25 protein-coding genes are annotated in these 23,633 nt (G+C 59.7%); 17 read left to right on the top strand and 8 right to left on the bottom strand.

Going from position 1 to position 23,633, the window contains the following annotated elements; translation table 11 throughout:
* Complete coding sequence (locus soil367_RS00855) at positions 1 to 729, bottom strand: pseudouridine synthase (protein ID WP_246065451.1); 729 nt, start codon at positions 727 to 729, stop codon at positions 1 to 3.
* A 162-nt stretch (positions 730 to 891) separates the two neighbouring features.
* Between soil367_RS00855 and soil367_RS00850 the strand changes: the two genes are divergently transcribed.
* The 3 genes from soil367_RS00850 (at position 892) to soil367_RS00840 (ending at position 4,437) form a co-directional block, all read left to right on the top strand.
* Entirely contained in the window at positions 892 to 1,668 is a 777-nt protein-coding gene (locus tag soil367_RS00850; protein WP_136545998.1) for a hypothetical protein, read from the top strand.
* A gap of 166 nt (positions 1,669 to 1,834) precedes the next feature.
* The gene (locus tag soil367_RS00845; protein ID WP_136545996.1) at positions 1,835 to 3,010 is read left to right on the top strand and encodes a type III PLP-dependent enzyme; all 1,176 of its coding nucleotides are present in this window, start codon (positions 1,835 to 1,837) and stop codon (positions 3,008 to 3,010) included.
* Between the two features lie 125 nt (positions 3,011 to 3,135).
* Positions 3,136 to 4,437 (top strand): lytic murein transglycosylase, encoded by a 1,302-nt coding sequence (locus soil367_RS00840; RefSeq protein WP_246065449.1) that lies wholly within the window; start codon positions 3,136 to 3,138, stop codon positions 4,435 to 4,437.
* A gap of 66 nt (positions 4,438 to 4,503) precedes the next feature.
* Here soil367_RS00840 and soil367_RS00835 read toward each other — a convergent pair whose 3' ends face one another.
* The 5 genes from soil367_RS00835 to soil367_RS00815 all read right to left on the bottom strand — a co-directional run bounded on the left by soil367_RS00835 (position 4,504) and on the right by soil367_RS00815 (position 8,974).
* Positions 4,504 to 5,481 carry an alpha/beta fold hydrolase gene (locus soil367_RS00835; RefSeq protein WP_216642753.1) on the bottom strand — a complete coding sequence of 326 codons (978 nt, stop codon included), beginning with the start codon at positions 5,479 to 5,481 and terminating at the stop codon, positions 4,504 to 4,506.
* A gap of 20 nt (positions 5,482 to 5,501) precedes the next feature.
* Positions 5,502 to 6,329 (bottom strand): CvfB family protein, encoded by an 828-nt coding sequence (locus soil367_RS00830; RefSeq protein WP_136545992.1) that lies wholly within the window; start codon positions 6,327 to 6,329, stop codon positions 5,502 to 5,504.
* 118 nt (positions 6,330 to 6,447) lie between these two features.
* Complete coding sequence (locus soil367_RS00825; RefSeq protein WP_216642752.1) at positions 6,448 to 7,224, bottom strand: MetQ/NlpA family ABC transporter substrate-binding protein; 777 nt, start codon at positions 7,222 to 7,224, stop codon at positions 6,448 to 6,450.
* Positions 7,225 to 7,301: 77 nt separating this feature from the next.
* Complete coding sequence (locus soil367_RS00820; protein WP_136545990.1) at positions 7,302 to 7,967, bottom strand: methionine ABC transporter permease; 666 nt, start codon at positions 7,965 to 7,967, stop codon at positions 7,302 to 7,304.
* The gene (locus tag soil367_RS00815; protein ID WP_136545988.1) at positions 7,967 to 8,974 is read right to left on the bottom strand and encodes a methionine ABC transporter ATP-binding protein; all 1,008 of its coding nucleotides are present in this window, start codon (positions 8,972 to 8,974) and stop codon (positions 7,967 to 7,969) included. Before soil367_RS00815 ends, soil367_RS00820 begins: the two co-directional genes overlap by 1 nt.
* A gap of 343 nt (positions 8,975 to 9,317) precedes the next feature.
* On the opposite strand from soil367_RS00815, the gene soil367_RS00810 reads away from it, so the two are divergent.
* The 10 genes from soil367_RS00810 to soil367_RS00765 all read left to right on the top strand — a co-directional run bounded on the left by soil367_RS00810 (position 9,318) and on the right by soil367_RS00765 (position 18,630).
* Positions 9,318 to 9,869 (top strand): hypothetical protein, encoded by a 552-nt coding sequence (locus tag soil367_RS00810; protein ID WP_136545986.1) that lies wholly within the window; start codon positions 9,318 to 9,320, stop codon positions 9,867 to 9,869.
* 220 nt (positions 9,870 to 10,089) lie between these two features.
* Complete coding sequence (locus tag soil367_RS00805) at positions 10,090 to 11,553, top strand: HDOD domain-containing protein (protein WP_136545984.1); 1,464 nt, start codon at positions 10,090 to 10,092, stop codon at positions 11,551 to 11,553.
* A gap of 226 nt (positions 11,554 to 11,779) precedes the next feature.
* Positions 11,780 to 12,568 (top strand): MotA/TolQ/ExbB proton channel family protein, encoded by a 789-nt coding sequence (locus soil367_RS00800; protein WP_172962233.1) that lies wholly within the window; start codon positions 11,780 to 11,782, stop codon positions 12,566 to 12,568.
* The gene (locus soil367_RS00795) at positions 12,555 to 12,977 is read left to right on the top strand and encodes an ExbD/TolR family protein (RefSeq protein WP_136545980.1); all 423 of its coding nucleotides are present in this window, start codon (positions 12,555 to 12,557) and stop codon (positions 12,975 to 12,977) included. The genes soil367_RS00800 and soil367_RS00795 overlap by 14 nt, the downstream gene beginning before the upstream one ends.
* Positions 12,977 to 13,393, top strand: a complete 417-nt coding sequence (locus tag soil367_RS00790) for an ExbD/TolR family protein (protein WP_246065640.1) — start codon at positions 12,977 to 12,979, stop codon at positions 13,391 to 13,393. Before soil367_RS00795 ends, soil367_RS00790 begins: the two co-directional genes overlap by 1 nt.
* Positions 13,393 to 14,214 (top strand): energy transducer TonB, encoded by an 822-nt coding sequence (locus tag soil367_RS00785; protein WP_136545976.1) that lies wholly within the window; start codon positions 13,393 to 13,395, stop codon positions 14,212 to 14,214. The genes soil367_RS00790 and soil367_RS00785 overlap by 1 nt, the downstream gene beginning before the upstream one ends.
* 23 nt (positions 14,215 to 14,237) lie before the next feature.
* Positions 14,238 to 14,540 carry a hypothetical protein gene (locus soil367_RS00780; RefSeq protein WP_136545974.1) on the top strand — a complete coding sequence of 101 codons (303 nt, stop codon included), beginning with the start codon at positions 14,238 to 14,240 and terminating at the stop codon, positions 14,538 to 14,540.
* Between the two features lie 242 nt (positions 14,541 to 14,782).
* Entirely contained in the window at positions 14,783 to 16,195 is a 1,413-nt protein-coding gene (locus tag soil367_RS00775) for an MFS transporter (protein WP_136545972.1), read from the top strand.
* 196 nt (positions 16,196 to 16,391) lie between these two features.
* On the top strand, positions 16,392 to 17,513 hold the full coding sequence (locus soil367_RS00770) for a flavin reductase family protein (protein ID WP_136545970.1): 1,122 nt from the start codon (positions 16,392 to 16,394) through the stop codon (positions 17,511 to 17,513).
* Positions 17,514 to 17,529: 16 nt separating this feature from the next.
* Entirely contained in the window at positions 17,530 to 18,630 is a 1,101-nt protein-coding gene (locus soil367_RS00765) for a fatty acid desaturase family protein (RefSeq protein WP_136545968.1), read from the top strand.
* A gap of 237 nt (positions 18,631 to 18,867) precedes the next feature.
* On the opposite strand, the gene soil367_RS00760 is transcribed toward soil367_RS00765, so the two are convergent.
* Complete coding sequence (locus soil367_RS00760; RefSeq protein WP_172962232.1) at positions 18,868 to 21,096, bottom strand: TonB-dependent receptor; 2,229 nt, start codon at positions 21,094 to 21,096, stop codon at positions 18,868 to 18,870.
* Between the two features lie 195 nt (positions 21,097 to 21,291).
* Between soil367_RS00760 and soil367_RS00755 the strand changes: the two genes are divergently transcribed.
* The 3 genes from soil367_RS00755 (at position 21,292) to soil367_RS00745 (ending at position 22,843) form a co-directional block, all read left to right on the top strand.
* Positions 21,292 to 22,050, top strand: coding sequence for a sulfite exporter TauE/SafE family protein (locus tag soil367_RS00755; protein WP_136545966.1), 759 nt, complete (start codon positions 21,292 to 21,294; stop codon positions 22,048 to 22,050).
* 176 nt (positions 22,051 to 22,226) lie between these two features.
* Complete coding sequence (locus soil367_RS00750) at positions 22,227 to 22,481, top strand: type II toxin-antitoxin system ParD family antitoxin (protein WP_136545964.1); 255 nt, start codon at positions 22,227 to 22,229, stop codon at positions 22,479 to 22,481.
* Entirely contained in the window at positions 22,481 to 22,843 is a 363-nt protein-coding gene (locus soil367_RS00745) for a type II toxin-antitoxin system RelE/ParE family toxin (protein WP_136545962.1), read from the top strand. The genes soil367_RS00750 and soil367_RS00745 overlap by 1 nt, the downstream gene beginning before the upstream one ends.
* A 103-nt stretch (positions 22,844 to 22,946) precedes the next feature.
* Here the strand turns inward: soil367_RS00745 and soil367_RS00740 are convergent, their stop codons facing one another.
* The gene (locus tag soil367_RS00740; RefSeq protein ID WP_136545961.1) at positions 22,947 to 23,312 is read right to left on the bottom strand and encodes a hypothetical protein; all 366 of its coding nucleotides are present in this window, start codon (positions 23,310 to 23,312) and stop codon (positions 22,947 to 22,949) included.
* A 2-nt stretch (positions 23,313 to 23,314) separates the two neighbouring features.
* Between soil367_RS00740 and soil367_RS00735 the strand changes: the two genes are divergently transcribed.
* Positions 23,315 to 23,512 (top strand): hypothetical protein, encoded by a 198-nt coding sequence (locus soil367_RS00735; RefSeq protein WP_136545959.1) that lies wholly within the window; start codon positions 23,315 to 23,317, stop codon positions 23,510 to 23,512.
* Positions 23,513 to 23,633: the final 121 nt, after the last annotated feature.

The raw sequence follows: 23,633 nt of genomic DNA, 5'->3' as shown, positions 1-23,633 counted from the left end.
TCAGACTCCGCTGATTTCCTCCTTGCTCAGTTCCCGGTAGGCCCCGGGTGGCAGATTATCATCCAGCTGAATCGAACCGACCCTTTCCCGGTGCAGGGCTATCACGTGATTGCCCACCGCCGCCAGCATGCGCTTGACCTGGTGGTAGCGACCTTCAGTCAACCTGAGCCGGATGGTCCTGTCGTCAATAGACTCTACATCGGCCGGCCTTGTGGCCACTGTTTCGCCCTTCAGCATCACCCCCTGTTCCAGCCGGGACCGGGCTTGCGCGGTGAGGGGCTGGTCCAGTTGCGCACGGTAGACCTTGGCACATTGACCCCTGGGCGAGCTCACCCTGTGGGACCATTGGCCATCAGTTGTCAGGAGGATGAGCCCTGTCGTGTCGCGGTCAAGCCGGCCAACCGGATGAAGGTCGCGACGAAGCGCTGGCGGGATAAGGTCTATTACAGTCCGGTGCTGTCCATCTTCGGTCGCGCTGATAACGCCCACAGGTTTGTTCAGCATCAGATAGCGATGGCCCTGAGACAACACCAGCTGTTGCTCATCAAGGCAGACCACGCTGTCGGCCTCAACCGGGGTAGAGGTTTTGCGCTCCACCTGGCCGGCTACGCTCACGCGTCCCTGGTGAATGATCCGCTTGGCTTCCTTGCGCGATAGTGTGGTCGCATGGGCAAGATAGTAGTCGAGGCGCATTCCAGGGGTAGGCTCCAGCAGCAGCGGTGTAGCCATCAAGTGTAACCTGCCTGGGATTTTGAATCCCGACCGCCACCGCGTAATCTTAAGAAAACGTATTTGTCATTCACGGATGTTATGCCTGATCATCGCGGACGCAAGCTTACAGTTGCCCCCCGCAATGAAGTCTATAAATCCTATACCCGACAGGATCCCGGCATGGATAACGGCGATTGGCTGACCGCTACCAGTCAGACCCTTGTAAATTACGGCGTCCTGGTTTTGCTGGCGGTTCTGGCGCTGGGCGCCCTGGCAATAGCTTGGCTGTACCGTCAGCAAAGCAACAGTCAGCGTGAGCTTCAGCGCGAGCTGCAAGGGCTGCGTTTTGAGCTGGACGACCACAACATGCAGCCCGGGTCATCACGACAGCGGCAACGTCAGCCCATGCACAGCGACCCGGGGCCAGGCACGGATCGCAACACAGGCAAAACGGGCATGGCCAGCTCGCTTTCGTCGCCCCAGCTTGCCGCGCAGTCGGTCCAGGCGCCAAGAGCAACCCATCGCCTGCATGCCGAGCTTGAGCTGCAAGCCTACCAGAAGATCTGGGCCAGCCTGCGTGAGCTTCACGACAAGCTGGGCAGCTTCCTGCGGGCGATCGAGAGCGGCGAAGGTATTTCAGAGACCCGGTTGGCTGCGCGAACTTCGGCGTTGAAAGCAAAAGACTGTGCCCAGCGGTTGCGCCCGTTCTATCCCGAAAACATCGAGGCACTGGTGTTCCAGCTGATCGACAACGAAGTGCATATGCATCTCAGCGCATGTGCTTACCTCGATGCCCATGAAAACGTAAAGTCGGGCAAGGCCGAAAAATCGGACTCAGCCTACCAGTCGCTACGGGACGAGAGTAAGCTGATTTACGACGGTGAATGCCGGCAACAGCTCAACACCATTGTACAGGCCATCCGTTATCGCCTGGCGAATCAGGCGGTGGTTGACTGACTGGTTCAACCGTGCTCCAACTAATGATAGATTCGTCGCAGGCGTACATTTAGCGCCCTGCTTCTCAGGGCTATCCCTGATAGTCAAACTCCCGGCTGTGTCATATGGTTCGCGTTAGCGACCGACTGCCGGTTCCACATAACCCCCGGAGAGAAACCCAAGCCTCATGAGCGACCAGACTGCGATCCAGGTGAGCGATTACTTTGACAGTGAAACCTTCGGCCGGATCAAGGCTTTTGCCGAAAACCGCGAGACGCCATTTCTGGTCGTGGACGTTGCCACGATCAATCGGCAATACGATGAGATGACCGACGCGTTTCCCTATGCCAGCGTCTACTATGCGGTCAAGGCCAATCCGTCGACAGAAGTGCTGACACTCTTGCGGGACAAAGGCTCCAATTTCGATATCGCCTCTGTCTATGAACTCGACAAAGTGCTTGCCCATGGGGTCTCGCCGGACCGCATAAGCTTCGGCAATACCATCAAGAAGAGTAAGGACATCCGCACCTTCTACGAGAAAGGAGTGCGGATGTACGCCACTGATTCCGAAGCCGACCTTCGGAACATCGCCAAGGCCGCCCCTGGCTCGCGGGTGTATGTGAGAATCCTGACTGAAGGTACGCTCACGGCCGACTGGCCGCTGTCCCGTAAATTCGGCTGCCAGAGCGACATGGCCATGGATCTGCTGATCCTGGCGCGGGACCTGGGGCTGGTACCCTACGGCGTTTCTTTCCACGTGGGTTCCCAGCAGCGTGAAATCGGCGCCTGGGATGCCGCGCTGGGCAAAGTGAAGGTTATTTTCGAGCGCCTCAAGGAAGAAGACGGCATTGAGCTCAAAATGATCAACATGGGCGGTGGATTCCCGGCCAACTACATCTCCCGGACCAACGACCTGGCCACCTACGCGCAGGAGATCAAACGCTTCATTCAGGAAGACTTTGGCGACACCTTCCCCGAAATCATCATTGAGCCCGGCCGTTCGCTGATTTCCAACGCAGGCGTACTGGTCAGCGAAGTCGTGCTGATTTCACGGAAGTCGCGCACCGCCATGCACCGATGGGTCTACACCGATGTCGGCAAGTTCTCCGGACTCATCGAAACCATGGATGAATCGATCAAATTTCCGATTCATACAGACAAAAAAGGCGAGGTTGAAGATGTAGTCATTGCCGGGCCGAGCTGCGACAGTGCCGACATCATGTATGAGCATTACAAGTACGGCCTGCCACTGAATCTCGCCATCGGTGACCGCATGTACTGGCTTTCAACCGGGGCCTACACCACGACATACAGCGCTATCGAGTTCAACGGATTTCCGCCGCTGAAAGACTATTACATCTGAAGCGGCGGACGGTTTCGCGGATGTTTTAAGCTGATCGCATGTCCTACCCTGGGCCAGCCCACGCGGCTGGCCTTGTTCTGTAACGCTCCCGAACATCCAGCCTATCCGTTAAAAAGGAGATATCAGTGCCCCGCCCGTCAAAGTCTGCTCGTGTCACCCGCCGTTCCGCCCTGCCGACAGCGATCTCCAGTTTGCTGGGACTCACGTTTGCATCGGGGCTGGCGCTGGCACAGTCGGCCAGCGAGATTGAGTTCAAACAGTGCGTTGGCAATCTGCAGGCGAAAGCTGTTGAACAAGGCATCTCGAAGCAGGTAGTCGATGATGTGCTCGGGCAGGTGCGCTACCAGGAGAAGGTGATAGAGCTCGACAGTAAGCAGCCGGAGTTTACCCAGACATTTGCCGACTATTTCGGCCGCCGGGTGACTGAGGACCGGGTTGAGAAAGGCCGGGAAATGCTGAAGGAGCACCGCGACATTCTCAAGCGCGTGGAACGGGAGACGGGTGTTCCGGCCCATTATCTCGTGGCGTTTTGGGGCCTGGAGACGAACTTCGGCAGTTACTTCGGCAACATGCCGATTCCGGCCTCCCTGACCACACTGGCCTGCGATCCGCGAAGAAGTGCTTACTTCACAGAAGAACTGTTCGCCGCCCTCAAAATCATAGATGCCGGCGATGTGCAGGCCGACAACATGCAGGGTTCCTGGGCCGGAGCCATGGGCCATGTCCAGTTCATGCCTTCCGTATTTCTGCGTCATGCGGTTGATGCTGATGGTGACGGCCGCCGTGACCTGTGGGGCAGCGTTCCCGACGCCATGGCATCGGCGGGTAACTTCCTCAAGGCGCTGGGCTGGGTTCCCGGTTTGCGCTGGGGTCGGGAGGTTCAGCTGCCAGACGTTTTCTCCTATTCACTGGCGGGGCGGGACGAGTCCTACCCCGTGAGCGAATGGAAGGAGTTCGGTGTGAAGGATGCCTTCGGCAGACCGCTGCCGAACGCAGATGTCGAAGCCTCCCTGCTCGTGCCCTCCGGCCACAGGGGTCCCGCTTTTCTGGTCTACCAGAACTTCGAGATCATCATGCGCTGGAACCGTTCCGAGTTTTACGCCCTTGCTGTCGGGCGGCTGGCTGACCGTATTGCCGGAGCGGGACCGCTGCAAACGCCGCTGCCAGAGAACGAACTGCAGCTGACCCGGGATAAGGTCAGGTCAATGCAGAGCTACCTCAACATGCTTGGTTTCGAAGCAGGCGAGGCAGATGGTGTCATGGGGCCCGCCACGCGTAAGGCACTGAGTCGGTTTCAGCGCGCTGAAGACATGGTTGCCGATGGCTATCCGACGCAGGAGGTCCTGGACGCCATGGACTTTGACCAGATTCAGAGAGTACAACAGGATCAACAAGAGCGGGCGCAGAGAAAGCAGGCAAAGGACTAGTGTTGAAAGCCTGGTGCTCCCCGAGCTGTAGGCCCGCTCGTGGAGCACCGGCGATCTCGTCAAGGTTTAAGCGGTGGACGCGGCGGCCTTGGCAGCCTTTGCACGTGAGTCGCCTTTTTTCTGCAGTGCCGGAATCGACTCCGGGCAATCGAACAACGGGAAATGGCTGCAGGCTATCCGTACTACCTCCAGATTTCCCTGCGCACCCTGGCTCGCACTGTCGTACATAGCCTGTGTTTCGAGCACCTTGTCTTTGTCCGGCACAAGGACGTAGCCCTTACGGATGTTGTCGAACATCGTGATGGGCTTGGTGTCCATCCACTCGCCCAGGGACCTCATATTGGTCACCATGGTACTGACGCGTCGGGGATTGAACGGCAAGCCTTCGATCAATTGACGCTTGCGCTCATTGTGGAGCGGCCCGTACATGCCCCGGTTATGCCAGGCGATGGGCTGGCGCCGCCAGAGCGGGACCAGAAAGGCCATACACCAAAGCTGCGCCTGACCGTAATGTCCGTAAGGCCGTCCTTGCGGAAGCACGGGGGCTTCCAGCACCACCTCTACGTTTTCAAACAGGTCCGGACGCAGCGAAGCCGCTTCCAGGGTGACCGCGCCGCCACGGGAATGGCCGTGGATGCGGATATTACTGCTCTTGGGAAGATGCTCCAGGGCCTGATTCATCACCATGGCATCATATTCGATGGTTCCTTCGTCCGCTGAAGGCGGCACCGCCCAGCTAGCCTGACGGAAACGGGGCTGATCGATAGGGAGATGATATCCGCAGCTGTTAAGCAGAATCAGTTGAATATCAGGGTCGTCGTAGAACTCGGTGAAATAACCCATGTGTTCGACGAAGCCGTGCATACAGATGACTGTGGCTTTCGGCTCGGCACCGCTGGGCATATCCCGCTCGGCCACACACGCGGCACCAACACGATAGACAGTGCCCTCAAAGGGTTCCGCCATAACCGGTTTGCCTTCCCGCTCCATCAGCCACTGCCGGGCAGCGAGAACCGCAAGCACTACTAAAAGTATAAAACTCACCAGAGTGGTCATTCATTACCTCACGTCAGCCGGATTCCGCCTTTTTCAATCTTTATCAGGCGTTGCTTGTAAAGGGCCCCGATAGCCTGCTTGAACACTCCCTTACTGACCTGGAACTCAGCCGCAATCAGATCCGGCGGACTTTTATCGTTCAAGGGCAGGAAGCCATCGGCCCGCCGTAGTTTATCCATAATTGTGTCGGCGACACCGCCGACCTTGTCATATCCTGGACGTTCCAGGGTCAGTTCAAGTTTGCCGTCTTCCCGGACCCGCTTGATAAAGCCAGCCATTGACTGGCCTTTTCTCACCGGCCTGAACAGCGTGTCGTGGTACAGCAGCCCCCAGAACCGGTGGTTTACGACAGCCTTAACGCCCAGATCAGTGCTGTCCGCGATAATCAGCGACACTTCCTGGCCCTGCTCGAGCCCTTCCGCTTCGTCTAGCAGGAAGCGGTCAAGCCGGGCGGATGCGGCAATACGGTGGGTATTATCGACAAAAATACGGACCAGATAATGGCGGCCGGCCTCCATGCGCCTCGGCTGCTCCGCGAAAGGTACCAACAGATCCTTTGGCAGGCCCCAGTCGAGAAACGCCCCGACTGTTGAGACCGACACCACGCGCAGCCAGGCGCATTGCCCGACCTCGGCCAACGGCTTCTCGGTCGTGGCTATCAGGCGGTCTTCGGAGTCCCGGTAGAGGAAAACCTCAACCTCTGCCCCTGCTACAGCGCCTGATGACAGGTAACGCTGGGGCAGCAGGATGTCGCCCAGCCGGCCACCATCGAGACGCGCCCCGACTTCATCGATTCGCTTGATCCTGAGCGTATTGGTGCGGCCAATCACAACCATTTACTGGTCCATCCGAATCGAAAGCGCCACCCGGGCGCGGGGTATAGGGGGTTCGGGAGCCGGTGGGCCGCCCGGTCACGTCTGAGCGAAACCAGGCTGCGCCTTTGCCGGCATCAGTTCAGAAGGCCGGGACGACCGCGCCCTCATACTGTTTCTCGATGAATTTCCGTACGTCGTCACTGGTCAGCGCATCGGCGAGTTTCTTCATGGCGGCACTGTCCTTGTTGTCCGGACGGGCCACCAGGATATTCACGTAGGGGGAGTCGCTACCTTCAATGGCCAGAGCGTCTTCAGTCGGGTTGAGGTCGGCATCGAGGGCATAATTGGTATTGATCAGCGCGAGCTCCACCTGGCCCAGCACCCTTGGCAGGGTAGCCGCTTCGAGCTCGTAGAACTTCAGATTCTTGGGGTTTTCGGTCACGTTACGCGGCGTCGCCAGGATGTTATCGCCGTCGTCGAGCGTAATCACGCCTTCCTTGTGCAGCAGCAACAACGCACGACCGCCGTTGGTGACGTCATTGGGAATCGCAACCGTGGCCCCCTGGGGAAGTTCGTCGAGTGACTCGACTTTGCGCGAGTACGCGCCGAACGGTTCGATGTGCACGCCGACCACCGAAGCCAGATCGGTGCCACGGCCTTCGTTGAATTCGTCCAGGTACGGCTTGTGCTGGAAGAAATTGGCGTCAAGCCGACCTTCGTTAACCTGGATGTTGGGTTGGACGTAGTCCGTGAAGACTTTCACGTCCAGCTCGACGCCCTGCTCCGCCAGCTTGGGCTTGATGTGCTCCAGTATTTCGGCATGGGGCACGGCAGTAGCGGCGACGGACAGCTTTTCGGCGTGGGCGGAGAAACCTGTTAACAGGAGCGTTGCAGCAATGAGGGCCTTGATTTTCATAGTAACTCCTTCGTAGCGGAACGGTCTGAGGTGACTGCAGAGTGCATGTGTAGTTGGCCTATGCAAAGTGGGTGTCACTAGCGACGGCTGAAGTAAAGCACCAGCCGATCACCAAGCATTTGCAACAACTGCACGAGGATCAAAAGCAGCAGGACAGTGATCACCATGACGTCGGTCTGGAAGCGCTGATAACCGTAGCGTATCGCCAGATCACCAAGACCTCCACCGCCGACAACCCCGGACATGGCCGCGTATGATACCAGTGTTATGGCCGTGACCGTGGTCGCTGCAATAATGCCGGGCAGCGCTTCCGGCAGGAGCGCGCCCGTAACAATTTGCCGGGTGCTGGCGCCCATGGACTGAGTCGCCTCGATAATGCCCCGGTCAACTTCCCGCAGGGCAGTTTCCACCAGCCGCGCAAAGAAAGGCGCGCCACCGGCCACCAGCGGCGGAATGGCGCCGGCCACGCCCAGGGAGGTCCCGGCGATCACTACCGTCACCGGTATCATGACGATCAGCAGGATAATAAAGGGCACCGAGCGCATGACGTTGACGACAAACGAGAGGGCTCCGTAGACGGCGCGCTGCTCCAACAGCTGGCGCTTCGCCGTGAGGAACAGCAGAACCCCGACCGGTAGCCCGATCACGACGCTGAAAAGAAGCGCGCCCCCGACCATGATCAGGGTGTCCAGGGTCGCCTCGCCTATTTCGCTCCAGACGACATTTGCCAGCAGCTCGTCCATCACCGGACCACCTCCACATGGACTTTCTCGGCCTGCAGGCGGGACAGGGCCTGATCCATGTCGCCCCCCACCAGCGCCAGTGTCAGCTGGCCGTACGGGGTCGCCTTGATGCGATCGATCCGGCCAGAAAGTATGCTGTAGTCGACACCGGTTTCCCGGGCGATACGGCCTAAAAGTGGCGTATAGGTGTCTTCGCCCTGAAAGGTCAGGTTCACAATACGCCCCTGAACATGGGCAAAGTCTTCCCGCCGCTGGTCCTCATCAATACTCTCGTTCTCAAATACAAAGCGCCGGGTGGTCGGATGCGACGGATGCAGAAAGACATCCGTGACCAGGCCCGTCTCGACCACTCTGCCGGCGTCCAGCACTGCCACCCGGTCGCAGACACGGCGTACCGCATCCATCTCATGCGTAATCAGCGCTATGGTCAGGCCCAGCTCCCTGTTGATACGGGACAACAGCTGCAGCACGGACTGCGTCGTCTGGGGGTCCAGCGCGCTGGTGGCTTCGTCACAGATCAGGATCTTGGGGTGGTAGGCCAATGCCCGGGCGATGCCGACACGCTGCTTCTGCCCGCCGGACAACTGGGCGGGGTATTTGTTGCGCTGGTCCGCAAGCCCGACAAGGTCCAGCAGTTCATCGACGCGCGCACGGATATCCCGACGCGACTTCCAGCCGCCGAGCTTGAGGGGGAATGCAACGTTATCGACGACAGTTTTCGCCGACAGAAGATTAAAATGTTGAAAGATCATTCCGGTCTTGCGGCGGTGGTCCCGAAGCTCAGCCGGACTCAGCGCCGTCACGTCGACCCCATCTACAAGCACACGGCCTGCGGTGGGCCGCTCAAGCAGGTTGATCAGGCGGGCCAGCGTCGACTTGCCAGCCCCGGAGTGACCAATGATGCCGAAGACTTCGCCCGCTTCAATGCGCAGACTGACCGGGTGCAGCGCGTGAGCCGCCCGGCCCTCAACCATGAAGGACTTCTCGACGTTTTCGAATTCAATCACGCTACGGAACCTTCTGCCTTCGGTTACTTTCCGCCGTTGCGGTGCCTACTAAAAAGCGGCCAGAATTATACCCCAGGCCCACCGCTGGCCCTAATTGTGCCGCCCGGGATTACCACTCAGGCTGATCCGTAATCCTTGCGCTATACCAAGTGTTAACCTCGTAAGACTGTCCGAGTCTCCCAAACCCGCTACACTGAATAGGTAGGTGATCATACCCATAGGCGATCGCCACGAACGTTCAGTGCGCAGTACACGTACGGGCAGCTCTTGAGCCGGTACGCAGTGTCCGGCAGATTGAACGCTAACGGCGAAGCTTTTTTCAGGCATATTCCGGGAGGTGCTTATGAGTACGTGGCTGGATGATGCACTGACCATTGCCCAGGCTGGGGTACTTGGCGAGTACGATGTGTCGCCGACTGCCGTCGTCCTGGGCGGCGGCCGAAACGTCCAGATTTCTCTGGCGGGATTACGCGACGAAGAAGAACCCGAACAGTGGCAGGACGCTGTAAGAGCTATCCGCGAGGAACTCGACGCCGAAATGGTGGTGCTGTATTTCTCTGCGTGGACCACCATCCGCCAGGAAGATACCGACACGGCGCTGGATACCCTGGTGGTTCAGGTCAGCGTACCCGGGCGGCTTATTTTCCGCGCCTACGAGCAGGTCCGCACCGGTGACAGCGGTATTGTCACGTGTCTGCGGGAGTTGCCCGACCTCGGTGACGAGGCCGACCCGCTTGGTGATCCGCTAATGAAGCCGTCCCTCGGCAACGTCTTCGAACCCAGCTCGGACTCCTTCCGCAGCTCAGATATTTATGAAGACCTGATCGAAACGGTGAGCGAGAAGCTGAGATCGCTGCCATCCACGCCGGAAGAACGCCGGGCGATCCTTCACTGACCGCGCAGGACAGGATTCAGTCCAGGGCCATGCCCCGGGCTGCGTCCACATGATTTGAGCCGACCCCCTACCCTGCACCTTCCGTCTGCTGACAGCGTCGACCCCCTCTAAAAACAGGCCTGTGGCGAAATTTAACAGTATCTTACGTGCCCGCACTAAGGCCAAGTTGCCTCGAGTGGACTAGAGTTAAGCTCATGTATCACTGGAGTTAGCATTTGTCATGAATGAGCCCGCCGCCCCCCGGCCTGCTGCCCCACAGCCAGGTGTACCCGCCGCCCCGCGCAAAGGGTCTCATGTGCAATGGGTCGATTATCTCAGCCAGGTTGAACTACCGGTTCTGGCGGAAACGCTGAAGAAGATTACTGAGCTCACGGGAAGTTCCAATAGCACCGTCAATCAACTGGCCGACGTAATTCTCAAGGACGCCGATCTGACTTCCCAGGTGCTGCGCCTTTCCAATACCGTCTTCTACAACCAGACCCGATTGCCGGTGAGCACGGTCAGCCGGGCGATTACCCTGGTTGGCTTTGAGTCGGTAAGGACCATGGCCATCTCCTCCGTGGTCATTGATGCGCTGCTCTCGAAAAATCCTCGCATCCACCTTCTGCGCTGTCTTGCCCGGGCGCTGCACGCAGCGGTTCAGGCCCGCTGTCTGCTGAAAGACGCCTCCAGTGACAAGCGCGAAGAGGTCTTTATCGGCGCGTTGCTGAGTAACATTGGCGAGATGGCTTTCTGGGCCTGCCGCACACCCCAGGCCGACCAGCTGGACGACGCCATGGAGTTCAGCAGCGGTGCCGACATTGAACGGGAAATACTGGGCACTACGTTCATCGCGCTGACCCGTAGCCTGGCCGAGGCCTGGAGCCTGGGCCCGTTCGTGCGTGAAACAGTCGCCGCAGGCAACCCGAAGTCCGACGCGTCTGCGCTGGTGCGACAGTCGCTGGTGCTGGTCGAGGCCGCAGAAAAAGGCTGGGACCACGCCGATGTCGACAAGGCCCTGATCGTGCTTTCGAAACAACTCAAACGCCCTAAGGAAGAGCTTCGGGTTCTGGTGCGGGAGAACGCGCTAGAAGCGGCCGACGTGGCAATGACCTACGGCATGCAGCAGATTATGTCCCTGTTGCCGGACCACAAGGGCGAGCAGGCGCTCGAAGCCGTCGCGGCTCCTGCCGGCGACCCCGTGCTGCAGCTGCGGATCTTACGCGAGCTTTCCGTGATGCTGCTGGAAAAGCCAGACCTGAACCTCGTTTTTCAGACGGTCGTGGAGGGCATTCACCGGGCCGTCGGATTACAGCGTACCGTGCTACTCATGCGCAGCACCGCTGGGCCCATGCTGACCCCGCGCAAGCTTCTGGGGCAGGGAGTGGCCCATTGGAAGGATAACTTTGTGGTACAGCTCGACCAGGAAAACCTGCTCTCTGTGCTCGCCCGCCAGCCACAGCCGCTGCGGGTTCCCAGCCCGTTGCCCAAACCCCTGCAGCGGCTTGAGGTACCCGAATTCGATCGCTTTATCGGGCGCCGGCCCGGACTGATCGGCCCGCTGTGGGTCGGCAAACGGCTGGTCGGACTGGTCTATGCTGACAACGGCAACCTCACCCTGCCCATCGATGATGAGCAACACCAGGGCTTCAACCACTTCGTTCAGCAGGCCCAGATCTGCCTTAACAACCTGGCGGATTACTGACGTTGACTGGGCGTTTATGCGCGGGCCGCGCCCCGCGTGCATCATTTTCCAACGTCTTTGCCGTCGTGTTTCTGTAGAGCCCCATCCTTCCGTTTGAGCCCGCCCAAGGGCAATGTTCTGCATTGTCTCTCCACTATTCCTTCACTGGTGGTTTTTTACACTATCAACAGTGAATGAGAATCTTTATACTTTAGGTCACTTTTTCTTTGGCTTGCCGGAGACTCCTATGACCGACTCCCTCGTTCGCTGGCTCGAGTCAGCATCCATGGCGCCACTTGCTGAACTCCTCGCCATGGGTGGCACGGTGATGCTGGTACTCGGGCTGCTGGCCTTCGGTACGCTGGTAGCCGCGCTTTACGCGCTGTTTATCAGCATCCTCGCCAGCCCGAGAAACAGCCGTAAGCTCGGCGAGAGCCTGTCCCAGTGGCAGCGGGGCGACTCATCCGGCAGCCAGGTCCACTTGGAAAAAAGCCGCAATCCGCTGGCCAATCTGCTCGCTTATACCCTCGCCGAACGTGCAGCGGGAACGGACGGGCAGACGCTGCGTGAAGAAGTCGCGCGGCGCGCCCACAACCTGTTCACGCCGTTCGAGCCGCCACTGAAGTGGCTTGAAGTAACCGCGGCGCTGGCGCCACTATTGGGCCTGCTGGGCACCGTAATGGGCATGATGTCGGCATTCAGCGCGCTCGCCTCGGCCCAGGGCGCGGCCGATCCGAACCAGCTCAGCGGTGGCATCTACGAAGCACTCACAACCACAGCCGCAGGGCTGGTCATTGCCATCCCGGCGGCCGCCATGGCCGCATGGCTGGACTACCGTATGCGTCGCCAGCAACAGCAGGCTAACGACCTGCTAAGCCAGGCGCTCAACGCCCGCGTCTCGCCCCAGGCAGAGCGCCAGGCGCAGCCCGAGCGCCAGGCGGACACCGCACCGACGGCCTCGAGACCCGCTCCCGCGCGTCAGCCACGTCCGGCAAGTGCGCCGAGCGTTTATGAGGGGTCTCATGCGGCTGGTTGAATCCCGGCCCGGACGACCGGTTCTGATCCGCATCACCCCGCTGATCGACGTCGTTTTCATTCTGCTCATATTCTTCATGCTGACATCCCGCCTGACACCGCTGGGCGCTGTTGAGGTGAGCAGTGCCGCCCCCGGCGGCGGGAGCAGTGCCGAAAACGACAAGCCAAACCTGCACCTGCAGGCACAGGACGGCCTGCGCTGGAACGGCGAGCCAGCCACCCGGCCCGAGGTGCTCGCGCGGCTTGACCAGCTGCGGCCCGAGGCGGTTGTGATCAGTACCGATCCCGATACACCGCTAACCCAATTTACCCGGTGGCAGGGACTCCTGTCGGCGCGAGGCATCATCGGCCAGTGGCGTAAAAATGGCGAGGCCGGGCCCGACGGGCAAGCTACGGGAGCGGGCCTGTGATGGAGGACCGGTTGTTCCCCGACAAGTCGGAGCCCGTGGCACTGACTGACAGGCTGGAGGCGGGCATTATGCCGCTGATCAACCTGGTCTTTCTGCTGCTGATGTTTTTCCTGTTCGCCGGCGTCATAGCCGAGCAACCGCTTCCTGATCTGCCCGCCAACACGGCCGGCCAGGCCCAGGAAACGCCGCAGGTCGACTTCACGATTGAACCTGGCGGCGTGCTGATGCGGAACGGGCAGTCAGTCGATCTCGACACGCTGCCAGAAGCCGTCAGCGAAGCCCTGCCTGATCGGGCCGATAAGCCCTGGCGGCTCGGCGCGCATCAGGCGCTTAGCATGGCGGACCTGGAACGCGTCCTGCTTGCCTTCAACCGCGCTGGCGTTCAGGAAGTGCAGTTGCTGACGGAGCCCAATTGATGAAGCAAGGCGAGCAAAAAGGCGCCTTGCTGGGTGCGTTTGGTCTGAGCGCGGTGCTTCTGGCCGGAGCAGCCATCGTCATCGAGCCCGACATTTCGGCCGGGACTGAAGCTTCCGGCATGAGCCTGCCCGTCCTGAATGTCTCCACAGCCGGTCCTGCCGCACCCCAGCAGGCGCCAGCAGAGAAACCGGTAGCCGAGCCGGAAGCTGCGCCCGAACCTGAACCTGAACCTGAACCTGAACCTGAGCCAGAACCAGAGCCAGAGCCAGAGCCAGAACCAGAGCCAGAGCCAGAGCCAGAACCAGAACCAGAGCCAGAACCAGAGCCCGAGCCCGAGCCCGAGCCCGAGCCCGAGCCTGAGCCTAAACCGGAGCCCGTCCCGGAACCAAAGCCTGAAACGGAATCGCATTCCGAGTCAAAGAACATCAGTGCTGAGAATGCCGAGGCAACCGCATCAGAGTCCACGGAGGCAACGACACCGGATAACGCCGGCGCAGAAGCCGCTGTCCAACTTGCCCCCGGGCAATCCGGGCAGATGGATGCTTACCTGGCCAAGCTGAACCAGCACCTCGCACGCTATTACAGCTACCCACGCCACGCACAACGACTGGGCCTGGAGGGCACCGCTACCGTTAAATTCACCTTTGACCGGGAGGGGCGTCTGGTTGCACGTTCGGTAACCGACCCGTCCGGGCACCAGCGCCTGGACCAGGCTACGCTCGACATGCTGCGCAAGGCCGACCCCCTGCCAGCGGTCCCGGATGATATCGAGGGTGACAGGCTTACGCTCAGCTTGCCGGTACAGTACCTGCTGCGATAGCGGACGGTAGAACAGGACCTCTTGTGGCGGCGTTTATCAAACAGCTAGACCCTGACCGCCTTAAAACAGTGGCCACATTCGCCGCCGCCATGCCCCTGCAACACGCACCGAAGGCGGTGGTTTTTGCGGCGGCAGGGTTTGTCATGTATGACTGGCTCTGCTTTATTGCCGCCATCATCATTGCCGCCACCATCGCGTTTGGCGCCTTCGGCACCTGGATGGGTCTGAAGCTCCTGCGCCGACTCAACGACGACCGGTTCAGCAGGGTCTTCAATATCGTTCTGACCTTACCGGCGATGCGCTTGATCTGGCAGGCGCTGAGCTAGCACGGCACAGTAACCGGTCGGGCTTTCGGCCTGCTTTATACGGGCGGTGGCAAACAGAACGACCACGCGCTACTTAGAGCAACAGCAGAGAATCGGATACCGGGCGCGGCCAGGATTGGGGCACTTCTCAATTGGAGGGCAAAGTGCTTGCGTGCCTTTCAGCCGAAGCTCTACGCTTCGTTATAAGCGTCACACCCGGGCTCTTGGCAGCGGGTTTAACAACAAGAATCGAGAGCCTGATCATGTCCTTGCCCAGCGGTTCAGTAAGTGTCCTCTCCTCCGACCCGCAGCCAGACGCGGGAGGTGTAGAGCATACCCAGTGGCTGTCCGTCGTGGCCCTGTCGCTGGCGACGCTTGTGGTTGCCAGTGAGTTGACCATGAGTGCGTTCGCGTTACCCAGCATCAGCAATGACCTGGCGATATCGACCGGCGCGACCGCCTGGGTACTGACCGCTTATACACTGCCGCTGGTTGCGATAGGGATCCCGGCAGGACGCTGGATGGATAACGCGGACGCAGGTCTGGTTTTCCTCATATCACTGTTTACAGGCGCCATTGCGGGCGTCCTTTCAGCCCTGGCACCTTCGTTTGAGGTGCTGCTGATGAGTCGGGTGCTCCAGGGCGCCTCGGCGGCGCTGTTTCTCGGGATCTATATGCCGCTGATTGCGGAGACCGTAAGGGTCAATCAGCGGGGTAAGGCGATCGGTGTCATCGGCACCATCATGATGATCGGCAGTATCGGTCTCGCGCCGTTGGGGGGCTATGTCGCGGAAATCATCGGCTGGCGTGCGGTCTTCTTGGTGAAGATTCCGTTGCTTCTTGGTGTTTTATGGCTGGGCTACCACGTCATTCCCCGCCGGCCCCCTGGATCGGTTTCGGGAAAAAGCCGCCTGCCCATGCCGGATCGGTCCTTCTTCCAGGAAACGCTATGGCTCGGCGCCGCCATGACGGCAGCGCTTCTTGGTCTCGAAGCGCTCGAAGAGCGGCCCGAGCAGGCTACGGCGTTTTTGCTGGCTGCGGTCGTGCTGATTTACCGGTGGTCCCGGCTGGAAGCAGCTCAGAGTGTGATTGAATTGCTGAGGCTTCCCAGGTTTGGCCTGCCAGCCTTGTCGCTGACGCTGATCGCCTCAATCGTCGGGTTGGCGTCCTTTACCCTGCCCTTTTATGTTTCTGAGGTTATGGAAGAGACCGCAGATGTGCTTGCCTTGGCCATTGTCGGTTTTGTCGGTGCCTCGGCCATATTTTCGCCGATTGCAGGCATTCTGGCAGACCGCATCGGAGCGCTCTTCATGGCCGCGGTTGGCAGCGCGCTTTCAGTGGCTGGGATACTCACGCTGAGCTTCCTGGACGCGAACTCCACTGCGGACGATCTGATCTGGTGCGTTACCGCAGCAGGGGCCGGCATGGCCACATTCAATACGCCGATAATGACGGCGCTGCTCAACGCCGCCCCCCAGCAGAAGGCAGGCTCAGCCAGCGGCCTGATTGGCGTCGCCCGTATGCTCGGCTCCACCGTCGGACCCGCCATCGCGGCACTGGCCTGGGGTCTGAGCGGTGGCGGCGTCGCCGGATTGCATGCCGGCGTATATGCCCTGGCCGCGATGGCGTTTTGCGGGTTTCTGGCGCTGGTTGTCGCGCACTGCCGTCCAGCGTAGCGCACCTAGTGTCCATAGGCCTGGTTCACAACGCTTGTGTGACCCAATTCTGCGGTTGTTTCTCATATTTGAGCACCATCCCCGCCAAGCTTCAGCTTATGTGACACCAGTCGAACTTTTGATCTGGCTACCCATCGCAAATCTATCTATTTTACAGGCGTATTTAAATAGCTGTTTTGCAAGGTGATTATTGTCCATGGGAAAACTTCAGGAACTGCCGGAAAAGATCCGGGCCGCGTTTGGCCTGAAGCAGGGGCGGGGCTACACCCGCGCCTACGCAGAATTCCTGCTCTCGGAGGCAAGCCCCGGGCTCGCTCGCTCGCGAATGATGGCCAGGGTGGTGTCCGTCAGCCAGCCCAGCACTGGCAGCAAGAGTTTCGTTGTCAGGCCGCCGTCCAGATGGCGAGGCTTCAAGGCAGGCATGTATATTCCGGTCACAGTCGAAGTCAACGGCGCCCGCCACTGCCGCACCTATACCTTATCCTCGACCCCCGAGGACTATCGCAAGACTGGCACCGTGACGTTTACCGCGCGCAGGCTCACGGAAGGCAAAGTATCAGCTTGGCTCCATGATGAGATCGATGTCGGCCAATGGCTGCAGGTCGACCATGCCGCCGGCAACTTCACCCTGGCTGAGGTCAGGGATTCCGCGCCCCTGTTGATGTTGGCCGCGGGTATTGGCATCACGCCGCTGTACAGCATGATCTGCGACGAGGCCAAACGACAACCAGGACGGGACATGGTCCTGCTCTATTATTGCCAGCGCGATTCCGAGGCACCTTTTCTGGAAGAGTTGCGGGCGCTTTCCCGGCAACTGCCCGGCTTTACCTTTTCGCCGATTTTCACGCAGGACGCCCCGGTAACCCTCAACCATGGCCGCATCCGGCAAGCCCAACTGGACGCCCTCTGCCCGGACTTCTCCCGCCGTGACGTGCTGATGTGCGGGCCGGCAGGGTTCATGAACACTGCACGGCAAATCCTGCTGGACGGCGGCTTTGATGAACAGCAATTGCACGCTGAGAGTTTCGGCTTACGTAGCGGATCGTCAAGCGCTCCATTGGGTCCGGCTGAGGTTGTATTCACGCGGAGCGGCACCCGGCACACGGTTAACGAGGCGGGCACGCTGCTGGAGCTCGCGGAACGGGCGGGGCTCAAGCCCAAGCACGGCTGTCGGGCCGGTATATGCCACCAATGCAAAACCACGAAACTCAGCGGGAGGGTAACCGATCTGCTCAGCGGCGCTGTGACCGGCCCGGACAGGAGCGAAATACAGCTGTGCGTGTCGGCCCCGTACGGAAAAGTTGAACTTGACCTTTAAAAGGAAGGAACCACCCATGAACCGTAGACCCGACGCGGCAGCCATTGAGGCTTTTGGCGGTGAACTGGAAGCACTTCGTCGCGAGACCCTCGCCCAGGTAGGCCAGCGCGACGCTGACTACATTCGTCGGACTGTACGCAGGCAGCGCTATGCCGAACTTCTAGGTCGCGGCCTTCTGCTGCTCGGATTCCACCCCCTGGCATGGCTCGTCGGGGTGATCATGCTGTCGGTATCCAAGATTCTCAACAACATGGAAATCGGCCACAACGTCATGCATGGCCAGTACGACTTCATGAATGACCCCGACTTACAGTCGCAGACCTACAACTGGGACAGCATCTGCTGCCCCGATTCCTGGCGTAAGACCCATAATTACGAGCATCATACGTACACGAACGTCCTGGGGCTGGACCGTGACTTCGGTTACGGCGCTTACCGCATGTCCGAAGAGATGGAGTGGGAACCCAAGCACCGGTATCAGCTCTTCTATTACGGTCTGATGTCGCTCCTCTTTCAATGGGGCGTCGGGCTTCACGATCTGGAAGCCGAGCATATCCGCTCCGGCAAGATCACCCGGGAATCAAAACTGCCAGTCTGGCGCGCCTTCCTGCAGCGCATGCGCCGCCACCTGGCGAAGGACTACGTACTCTTTCCATTGCTCGGCATGCTCACCGGTGCGGGTTTCGTTATGGTTGCGCTGGGCAACTTTGTGGCGAACACCGTTCGCAATGTCTGGGCCTCCTCCGTCATCTTTTGTGGGCACTTCACAGAGGATGTGCACACTTTCGCGGAAGAAGACTGCAGGAACGAAACCCGGGGCCAGTGGTATTATCGGCAGACGCTCGGCTCCAGCAACTTCCACGGTGGTCGACTGATGCACATCATGAGCGGCCACCTGAGCCTGCAGATTGAACACCATCTTTTCCCGGATATCCCCGCGCACCGCTACCCCGAGCTGGCGCCGCGTGTTGAGGAAATCTGCAGACGCTATGGCGTGCCTTACAATACCGGCAGTTTCCTGCGCCAGTTCTCGGCCTCGATAGCCCGCCTGATCCGTTTTTCCCGCCCTCCGCGCAGTGAGGACGAGTCGAGCGCGATCCAGTCTTCCAGTTCCTGAGATCTCTCACAGAGTGGCTATGCGTTCCGAAGAGGTACAGAAGAGGTACAGGGCACCCTCGGCTACTGCACCTGAAAGCCCGGTGCCCCAAGGCGCTGCTGCTGAATCAGTCTAGGCAGCGACGCCAGACAATGCCGTTACAGGATGGGTTTCAGTCAGGTTCGACGCCGCGACCGCCTATTGGAGGCCGCTTGAGAATACCCGGGGCCAGTTCTCGTGCGGGACGCCATCTAATGCTCAGTACTGCACCGCGTATGTCAGACTGTAGGTCCGGCCACGGCCACGGTAATCGAACATTTCATCCGGGCCGTAGTAGCCCCCATAAAAAGACTGCGCCCGTTGTCCCCATGTGGTCGTGTAGTCCTTGTCCAGCAGGTTGGCGATGCCAAAGGACAACTCACCCACTGGAAGCCTGTGCGAACCCAGGAGATCAAACAGGCTGTAGCCCTCGATCTCGCGGTCCGCAGCGTCTTCCAGATCAAGCGTATGCTGCCCCTGAAGCCTGATGTGAGTGTCGGTGTTCTGCCAACCGACAAAGGCAGTAAACCGCGATGCACTGGCATAGCGTACGTCGCGCTTCTCCCAGTCGCCGTCGGTCTTGATCTCGGAGCGGGTCAGGTGGGTCGTGCCGCCAACTTGCCAATTGTCACTCAGACGGTAGGACGAACCACCCTCCAGGCCGTAGTCACGGGTCTTTTCGTCGTTGACCACGATGCTGAGATCGGCACGGTCGAAACCCACCGCCTTGGATGACCAGGCGTAGTAGGCCGCAAACTGGTTCTCCCACGGCCCGGACCCATGCCGCCAGCCCAGCTCAACCTGATGGGTTTTTATGCCCTGCAGCGGTGAGTCATCTACCGTAACCCCATTCACCAGCTGGAACCGCGTGCCGGCCAGCTCGTATTCGCCCTGGCCGTAGTATTTGGCGGGATCGGGGATTTCGAAGCCCTGGCTGATATTGCCCCAGACCTGCTGGGTATCCGTCAGGTCAAAAATGGCGCCCACGTTGCCCAGGGTGACGTTATAACTCTGGTCACCACCCGGCACCGCGTCTGCCGCTGAGCCAAAACCCTGGGCCACGAGGACCTGATAGTCCTTATCCACGAAATCATCCACGTCCACCCGGCTGACCTGTTGCCGGATACCAGCGTTCAGCCGCAGTGAGTCAGTTGCCTGCCACTCCGTCTGAAGGAATACGGCGCCGGTATCGATCTCGATATCCGGATACCGGCCAATGACCGCCTGTTCCCGGCTGACCAGCCCGCCGCTCTCAGCCGCCCGGTCAAAATCGAAAAGCATCTGATCTGCCTCAAATGTCTCCCGGTCCACGTCGAGCCCGTAGCTGAACTTGAAGCTATCGAGCTGCTTGACCAGTAGCAGTTTTGCGCCGACAACATCGGTAACCTGGCTGGAGGCCGAGTAATAGTCTGCCGGACTCTTGGTGCGGTCGTCGCTACGACTCAGGTAGGGGAACGGGTGAAAACTCAGGTCCTCGCCCCGGCTATAGGCCTGGACATAGGCTGTGTGTCCCAGTACGTCGAGATGCTGATAGCTGATGTTGACCAGATGACGCTCGGTCGCAGGCTCCTGGTCGGTTTTGAGGCCATCGCGCATATCAAAGGCATAAGGGTCGGTGCCGCGCACGGCGCTGAAGTCCTCCCCCAGAAAAAGCCCCGTGTCGCCGTCAAAGCGGGAGTCATAATACTGGGCGAGGACATCAACACGCTGGAGCGCATCAATCTCGAAGCCAACCGAACTGGTCACGTCGACCGAGCGGTTGTACTGCAGGTCAGTCTGGGCAATGTCGGAGCGGATCTGTTCGCCCTCGGCGTCAAAGTAACCGCCTTTCTTCTCCACGGCGATGCCGAGGCGACCCGAAAGCCGCTCGGAGCCTCCGCTGATGGACTGCGCAATGCGCAGGTCGCGATCGTCGCTATCCTGGAAACCGCTCGTCGCCCCAACCTGGGTCTCGTAAGCCGCATCGCCGGGGACCGCCTTTCGGGTCACGATATTGATGATGCCGCCCGTGGCGCCGCCGCCGTAGAGTGAAGTAGCGCCCGATAGCACTTCGATGCGCTCAATGTTGAAGGGGTCGATGCTGTCGAACTGGCGACTGACACCGCGGGCGGAGTTCAGCGAGACACCGTCGATCATGACAAGTGGCGACCGACCGCGCAGATTCTGGCCAAAGTTGGTTCGCCCCTGGGCGCCCCCGTCCAGCCCCGGGATCAGGTCTCCCAACGCCTCCTTCAGCGAGCGGCCGCTGCGGACCTGCTCCTGCAGCGCTGCCTGGTCGACCACCCAGACGGTACCAGGGACTTCGCTGATCTGGGCCGGCGCCCGACTGCCCACCACAACCAGCTGTTGCAGCTGCTGGCTGGATTCCTGGCCAAGCACCAGGGGTGCAGTACTCAGAGCAGGTATAAGTAAGGTAAGTTTTGCAAACGGATGGCGCATGTACCACATGGTGAAATTCGTCCGTAGAGTAGTGTGAATTGGACGAATATTAATCTAAATCATAACTATTCTCAATATTGACGTTTAGCTACAGGCACTTCCTGTCGCTCCCACCCTGCACGGCGTTTGCCTGGCAGGGATTGGTCAAAACGCATATATAAGAAGAAAAACCAGACCCGCTGCCCCAGCTGATGTGGAGTATTTGTGAGCCTTGTCCCTTACCTGCCGCCCGGACTGGACGCCTTCCCCGCGTTGCTCCTGCTGATAAGCTCGGCGATCACATCGCTGGTGACCGCCAGCATGGGTGCCGGCGGCGGCGTCCTTTTGCTGATCATCATGGCGCAGGTGCTAGCCCCCGCGGTGCTTATCCCGGTGCACGGCATGGTTCAAATGGGCTCCAACCTGGGGCGGGCCACGCTGACCTGGCGTCACATCGACTGGCGGGTGATCGGGATCATGTTGCCAGCAACGCTACTGGGAGCCTGGCTTGGCAGCCTGGTTCTGATCGCGTTGCCGCCGGCGATCTGGAACCTGGCCATCGCCGCCTTCGTTCTTTACCTCTGCTGGGGCCCGCCACTGCCCAGACGCGCCCTGGGCAAACCCGGAATTTTCCTCGCGGGCGCCGTCACCACTTTCCTGAGCCTTTTCATCGGCTCGACCGGACCATTGGTGGCCGGCTTTATCAAACAGATACACCGTGACCGCTTTCGCACCGTAGCCACCTTCGCCTCCGCCATGACCCTGCAACACGCCCCCAAAGCCTTCGTATTCACGGCTGCAGGATTCGTCCTGCACGACTGGCTCTGGTTCATCGCCGCCATGATCGCCTGTGGGGCAGTCGGCACCTGGATCGGCCTGAAACTCCTGCGCCGGCTCAACGATGAGCGGTTCAGGGTGGTGTTTAATGTGGTGTTGACGTTGCTGGCGGTGAGGTTGGTTTGGTCGGGGGTGATGGGTGGGTGATTGTCGACGGGGTGTTAGGCCGCTGCTATCCAGTGTCCAACGCTTCCAACCAGAGTTATTGAGGGCGCGTATCAGACGTCGCTGGGCGGCGGTAAACGACAAGAAGCGGGACACTGAATCGGCACCAGGGAACGGTATGATATTTTCATACGCCTGCCTCACTAGGAACATTTGCCATGAGCATGCACCGGAAAACCATCACGCTGACTGAACAACAAGACGACTGGGTGAAGGGCCAAATTGAAAGCGGTCACTTCGGCAATGACAGTGAGTATATCCGCGGTCTGATCCGAAGAGATCAGCAGGCCAAAGAACGACTTGCCATGCTGAGACAGGCCCTCACTGAGGGTGAGTCAAGCGGGACACCCAAGCCGCTTGATATATCCGCCGTCAAGGCGGCGGCTCGTAAGCGAATGAAGGCGAACAATTAGTGCTCAAGCTGTCCATTACCCCGAAGGCAGAATCAGACCTCATCGGAATCTGGATATATGCCTGCGAAGAATGGGGTGTTGATCAGGCGGATAAATACCTGGATCAGATGGAAACAGGCATGAAACAGTTGATCAATTATCCGTCACTCGGCACGAACTATGCCCATGTTCGTCCTGGGTATCGCAGATTGCAAATCGAGCCTCACGGTGTTTTCTATCGAGTGCATGAGCCGGAGGTGCTCATTGTTCGTGTGCTGCACAACGACATGGATGCACCAGAAAGGCTTCTGGACAAGCCGCCGCTGTTCTTGGCTCCTGCACAAACAAGACAGGGTAAGAGCAAACTTAACGCCGCCTGGTGACGGGTCCCTACTGAATAAACGGACAAACGGGACACCCAACCCAAGGCGCCCACTGGATGATTCAGATGGATTCCAACCTGGGACGGGCCATGCTGACCTGGCGTCACATCGGCTGGCGGGTAATCGGGATCATATTGCCGGCGACACTGTTGGGCGCCTGGCTCGGCAGCGTGGTTCTGGTCGCGTGCCGCCAGCGATCTGGAATCTGGCCAGCGCCGCGTTCGTCCTCTATCCCTGCTGGGGCCCGCCACTGCCCAGACGCGCCTTGGGTAAAAGCAGGATCTCCCTGGCCGGCTAGGTCGAAACCTTCCTGAGCCTCTTCATTGGCTCGACCGGGCCGGTCGTTGCCGGCTTCATAAAGCAGATACACAGCGACCGCTTTCGCACCGTGGCCACCTTCGCCTCCGCCATGACCCTGCAGCATGCACCCAAAACCCTTATATTCGCCGCGGCGGGTTTTATCCTGCACGAGTGGCTCTGGTTTATCGCCGCCAGATCACCCGCGACGCGGTTGGGATCCAGGTCGGCCTGAAGCTCCTGCGTCGGCTCGAGGGTAATCGGTTCACGGTGATGTTTAATGCGGTGTTGACCGTCCTTGACGATTCGGTTGGTTTGGCAGGGGGAAATGGATGGGTGAATTTCGACTGGGGGCAGGACCAGCTACCCTAATGCAGCGCCCAGCGCTTCCATACAGTGTTATTGAGGGCGCGGATCACAGAGGTCGCGCGAATCCGTTGTGACTGCTTTGGCTACAGGATAAGCTCCTGATTTACTAGTGTTTGAGGAATGT

The sequence above is a fragment of the Hydrocarboniclastica marina genome, from assembly GCF_004851605.1.
In the GTDB taxonomy this organism is placed as follows: domain Bacteria; phylum Pseudomonadota; class Gammaproteobacteria; order Pseudomonadales; family Oleiphilaceae; genus Hydrocarboniclastica; species Hydrocarboniclastica marina.
This window is presented reverse-complemented; position numbering and strand designations above follow the sequence as displayed.

Bases quoted from the DNA above. Each gene is read 5' to 3' on its own strand.
- soil367_RS00760 (WP_172962232.1), bottom strand. From the start codon at position 21,096: ATGTGGTACATGCGCCATCCGTTTGCAAAACTTACCTTACTTATACCT.
- soil367_RS00775 (WP_136545972.1), top strand. From the start codon at position 14,783: ATGTCCTTGCCCAGCGGTTCAGTAAGTGTCCTCTCCTCCGACCCGCAG.
- soil367_RS00805 (WP_136545984.1), top strand. From the start codon at position 10,090: ATGAATGAGCCCGCCGCCCCCCGGCCTGCTGCCCCACAGCCAGGTGTA.
- soil367_RS00830 (WP_136545992.1), bottom strand. From the start codon at position 6,329: ATGGTTGTGATTGGCCGCACCAATACGCTCAGGATCAAGCGAATCGAT.
- soil367_RS00785 (WP_136545976.1), top strand. From the start codon at position 13,393: ATGAAGCAAGGCGAGCAAAAAGGCGCCTTGCTGGGTGCGTTTGGTCTG.
- soil367_RS00855 (WP_246065451.1), bottom strand. From the start codon at position 729: ATGGCTACACCGCTGCTGCTGGAGCCTACCCCTGGAATGCGCCTCGAC.
- soil367_RS00845 (WP_136545996.1), top strand. From the start codon at position 1,835: ATGAGCGACCAGACTGCGATCCAGGTGAGCGATTACTTTGACAGTGAA.
- soil367_RS00850 (WP_136545998.1), top strand. From the start codon at position 892: ATGGATAACGGCGATTGGCTGACCGCTACCAGTCAGACCCTTGTAAAT.
- soil367_RS00770 (WP_136545970.1), top strand. From the start codon at position 16,392: ATGGGAAAACTTCAGGAACTGCCGGAAAAGATCCGGGCCGCGTTTGGC.
- soil367_RS00820 (WP_136545990.1), bottom strand. From the start codon at position 7,967: ATGGACGAGCTGCTGGCAAATGTCGTCTGGAGCGAAATAGGCGAGGCG.
- soil367_RS00825 (WP_216642752.1), bottom strand. From the start codon at position 7,224: ATGAAAATCAAGGCCCTCATTGCTGCAACGCTCCTGTTAACAGGTTTC.
- soil367_RS00795 (WP_136545980.1), top strand. From the start codon at position 12,555: ATGCGGCTGGTTGAATCCCGGCCCGGACGACCGGTTCTGATCCGCATC.
- soil367_RS00750 (WP_136545964.1), top strand. From the start codon at position 22,227: ATGAGCATGCACCGGAAAACCATCACGCTGACTGAACAACAAGACGAC.
- soil367_RS00790 (WP_246065640.1), top strand. From the start codon at position 12,977: ATGGAGGACCGGTTGTTCCCCGACAAGTCGGAGCCCGTGGCACTGACT.
- soil367_RS00810 (WP_136545986.1), top strand. From the start codon at position 9,318: ATGAGTACGTGGCTGGATGATGCACTGACCATTGCCCAGGCTGGGGTA.
- soil367_RS00765 (WP_136545968.1), top strand. From the start codon at position 17,530: ATGAACCGTAGACCCGACGCGGCAGCCATTGAGGCTTTTGGCGGTGAA.
- soil367_RS00800 (WP_172962233.1), top strand. From the start codon at position 11,780: ATGACCGACTCCCTCGTTCGCTGGCTCGAGTCAGCATCCATGGCGCCA.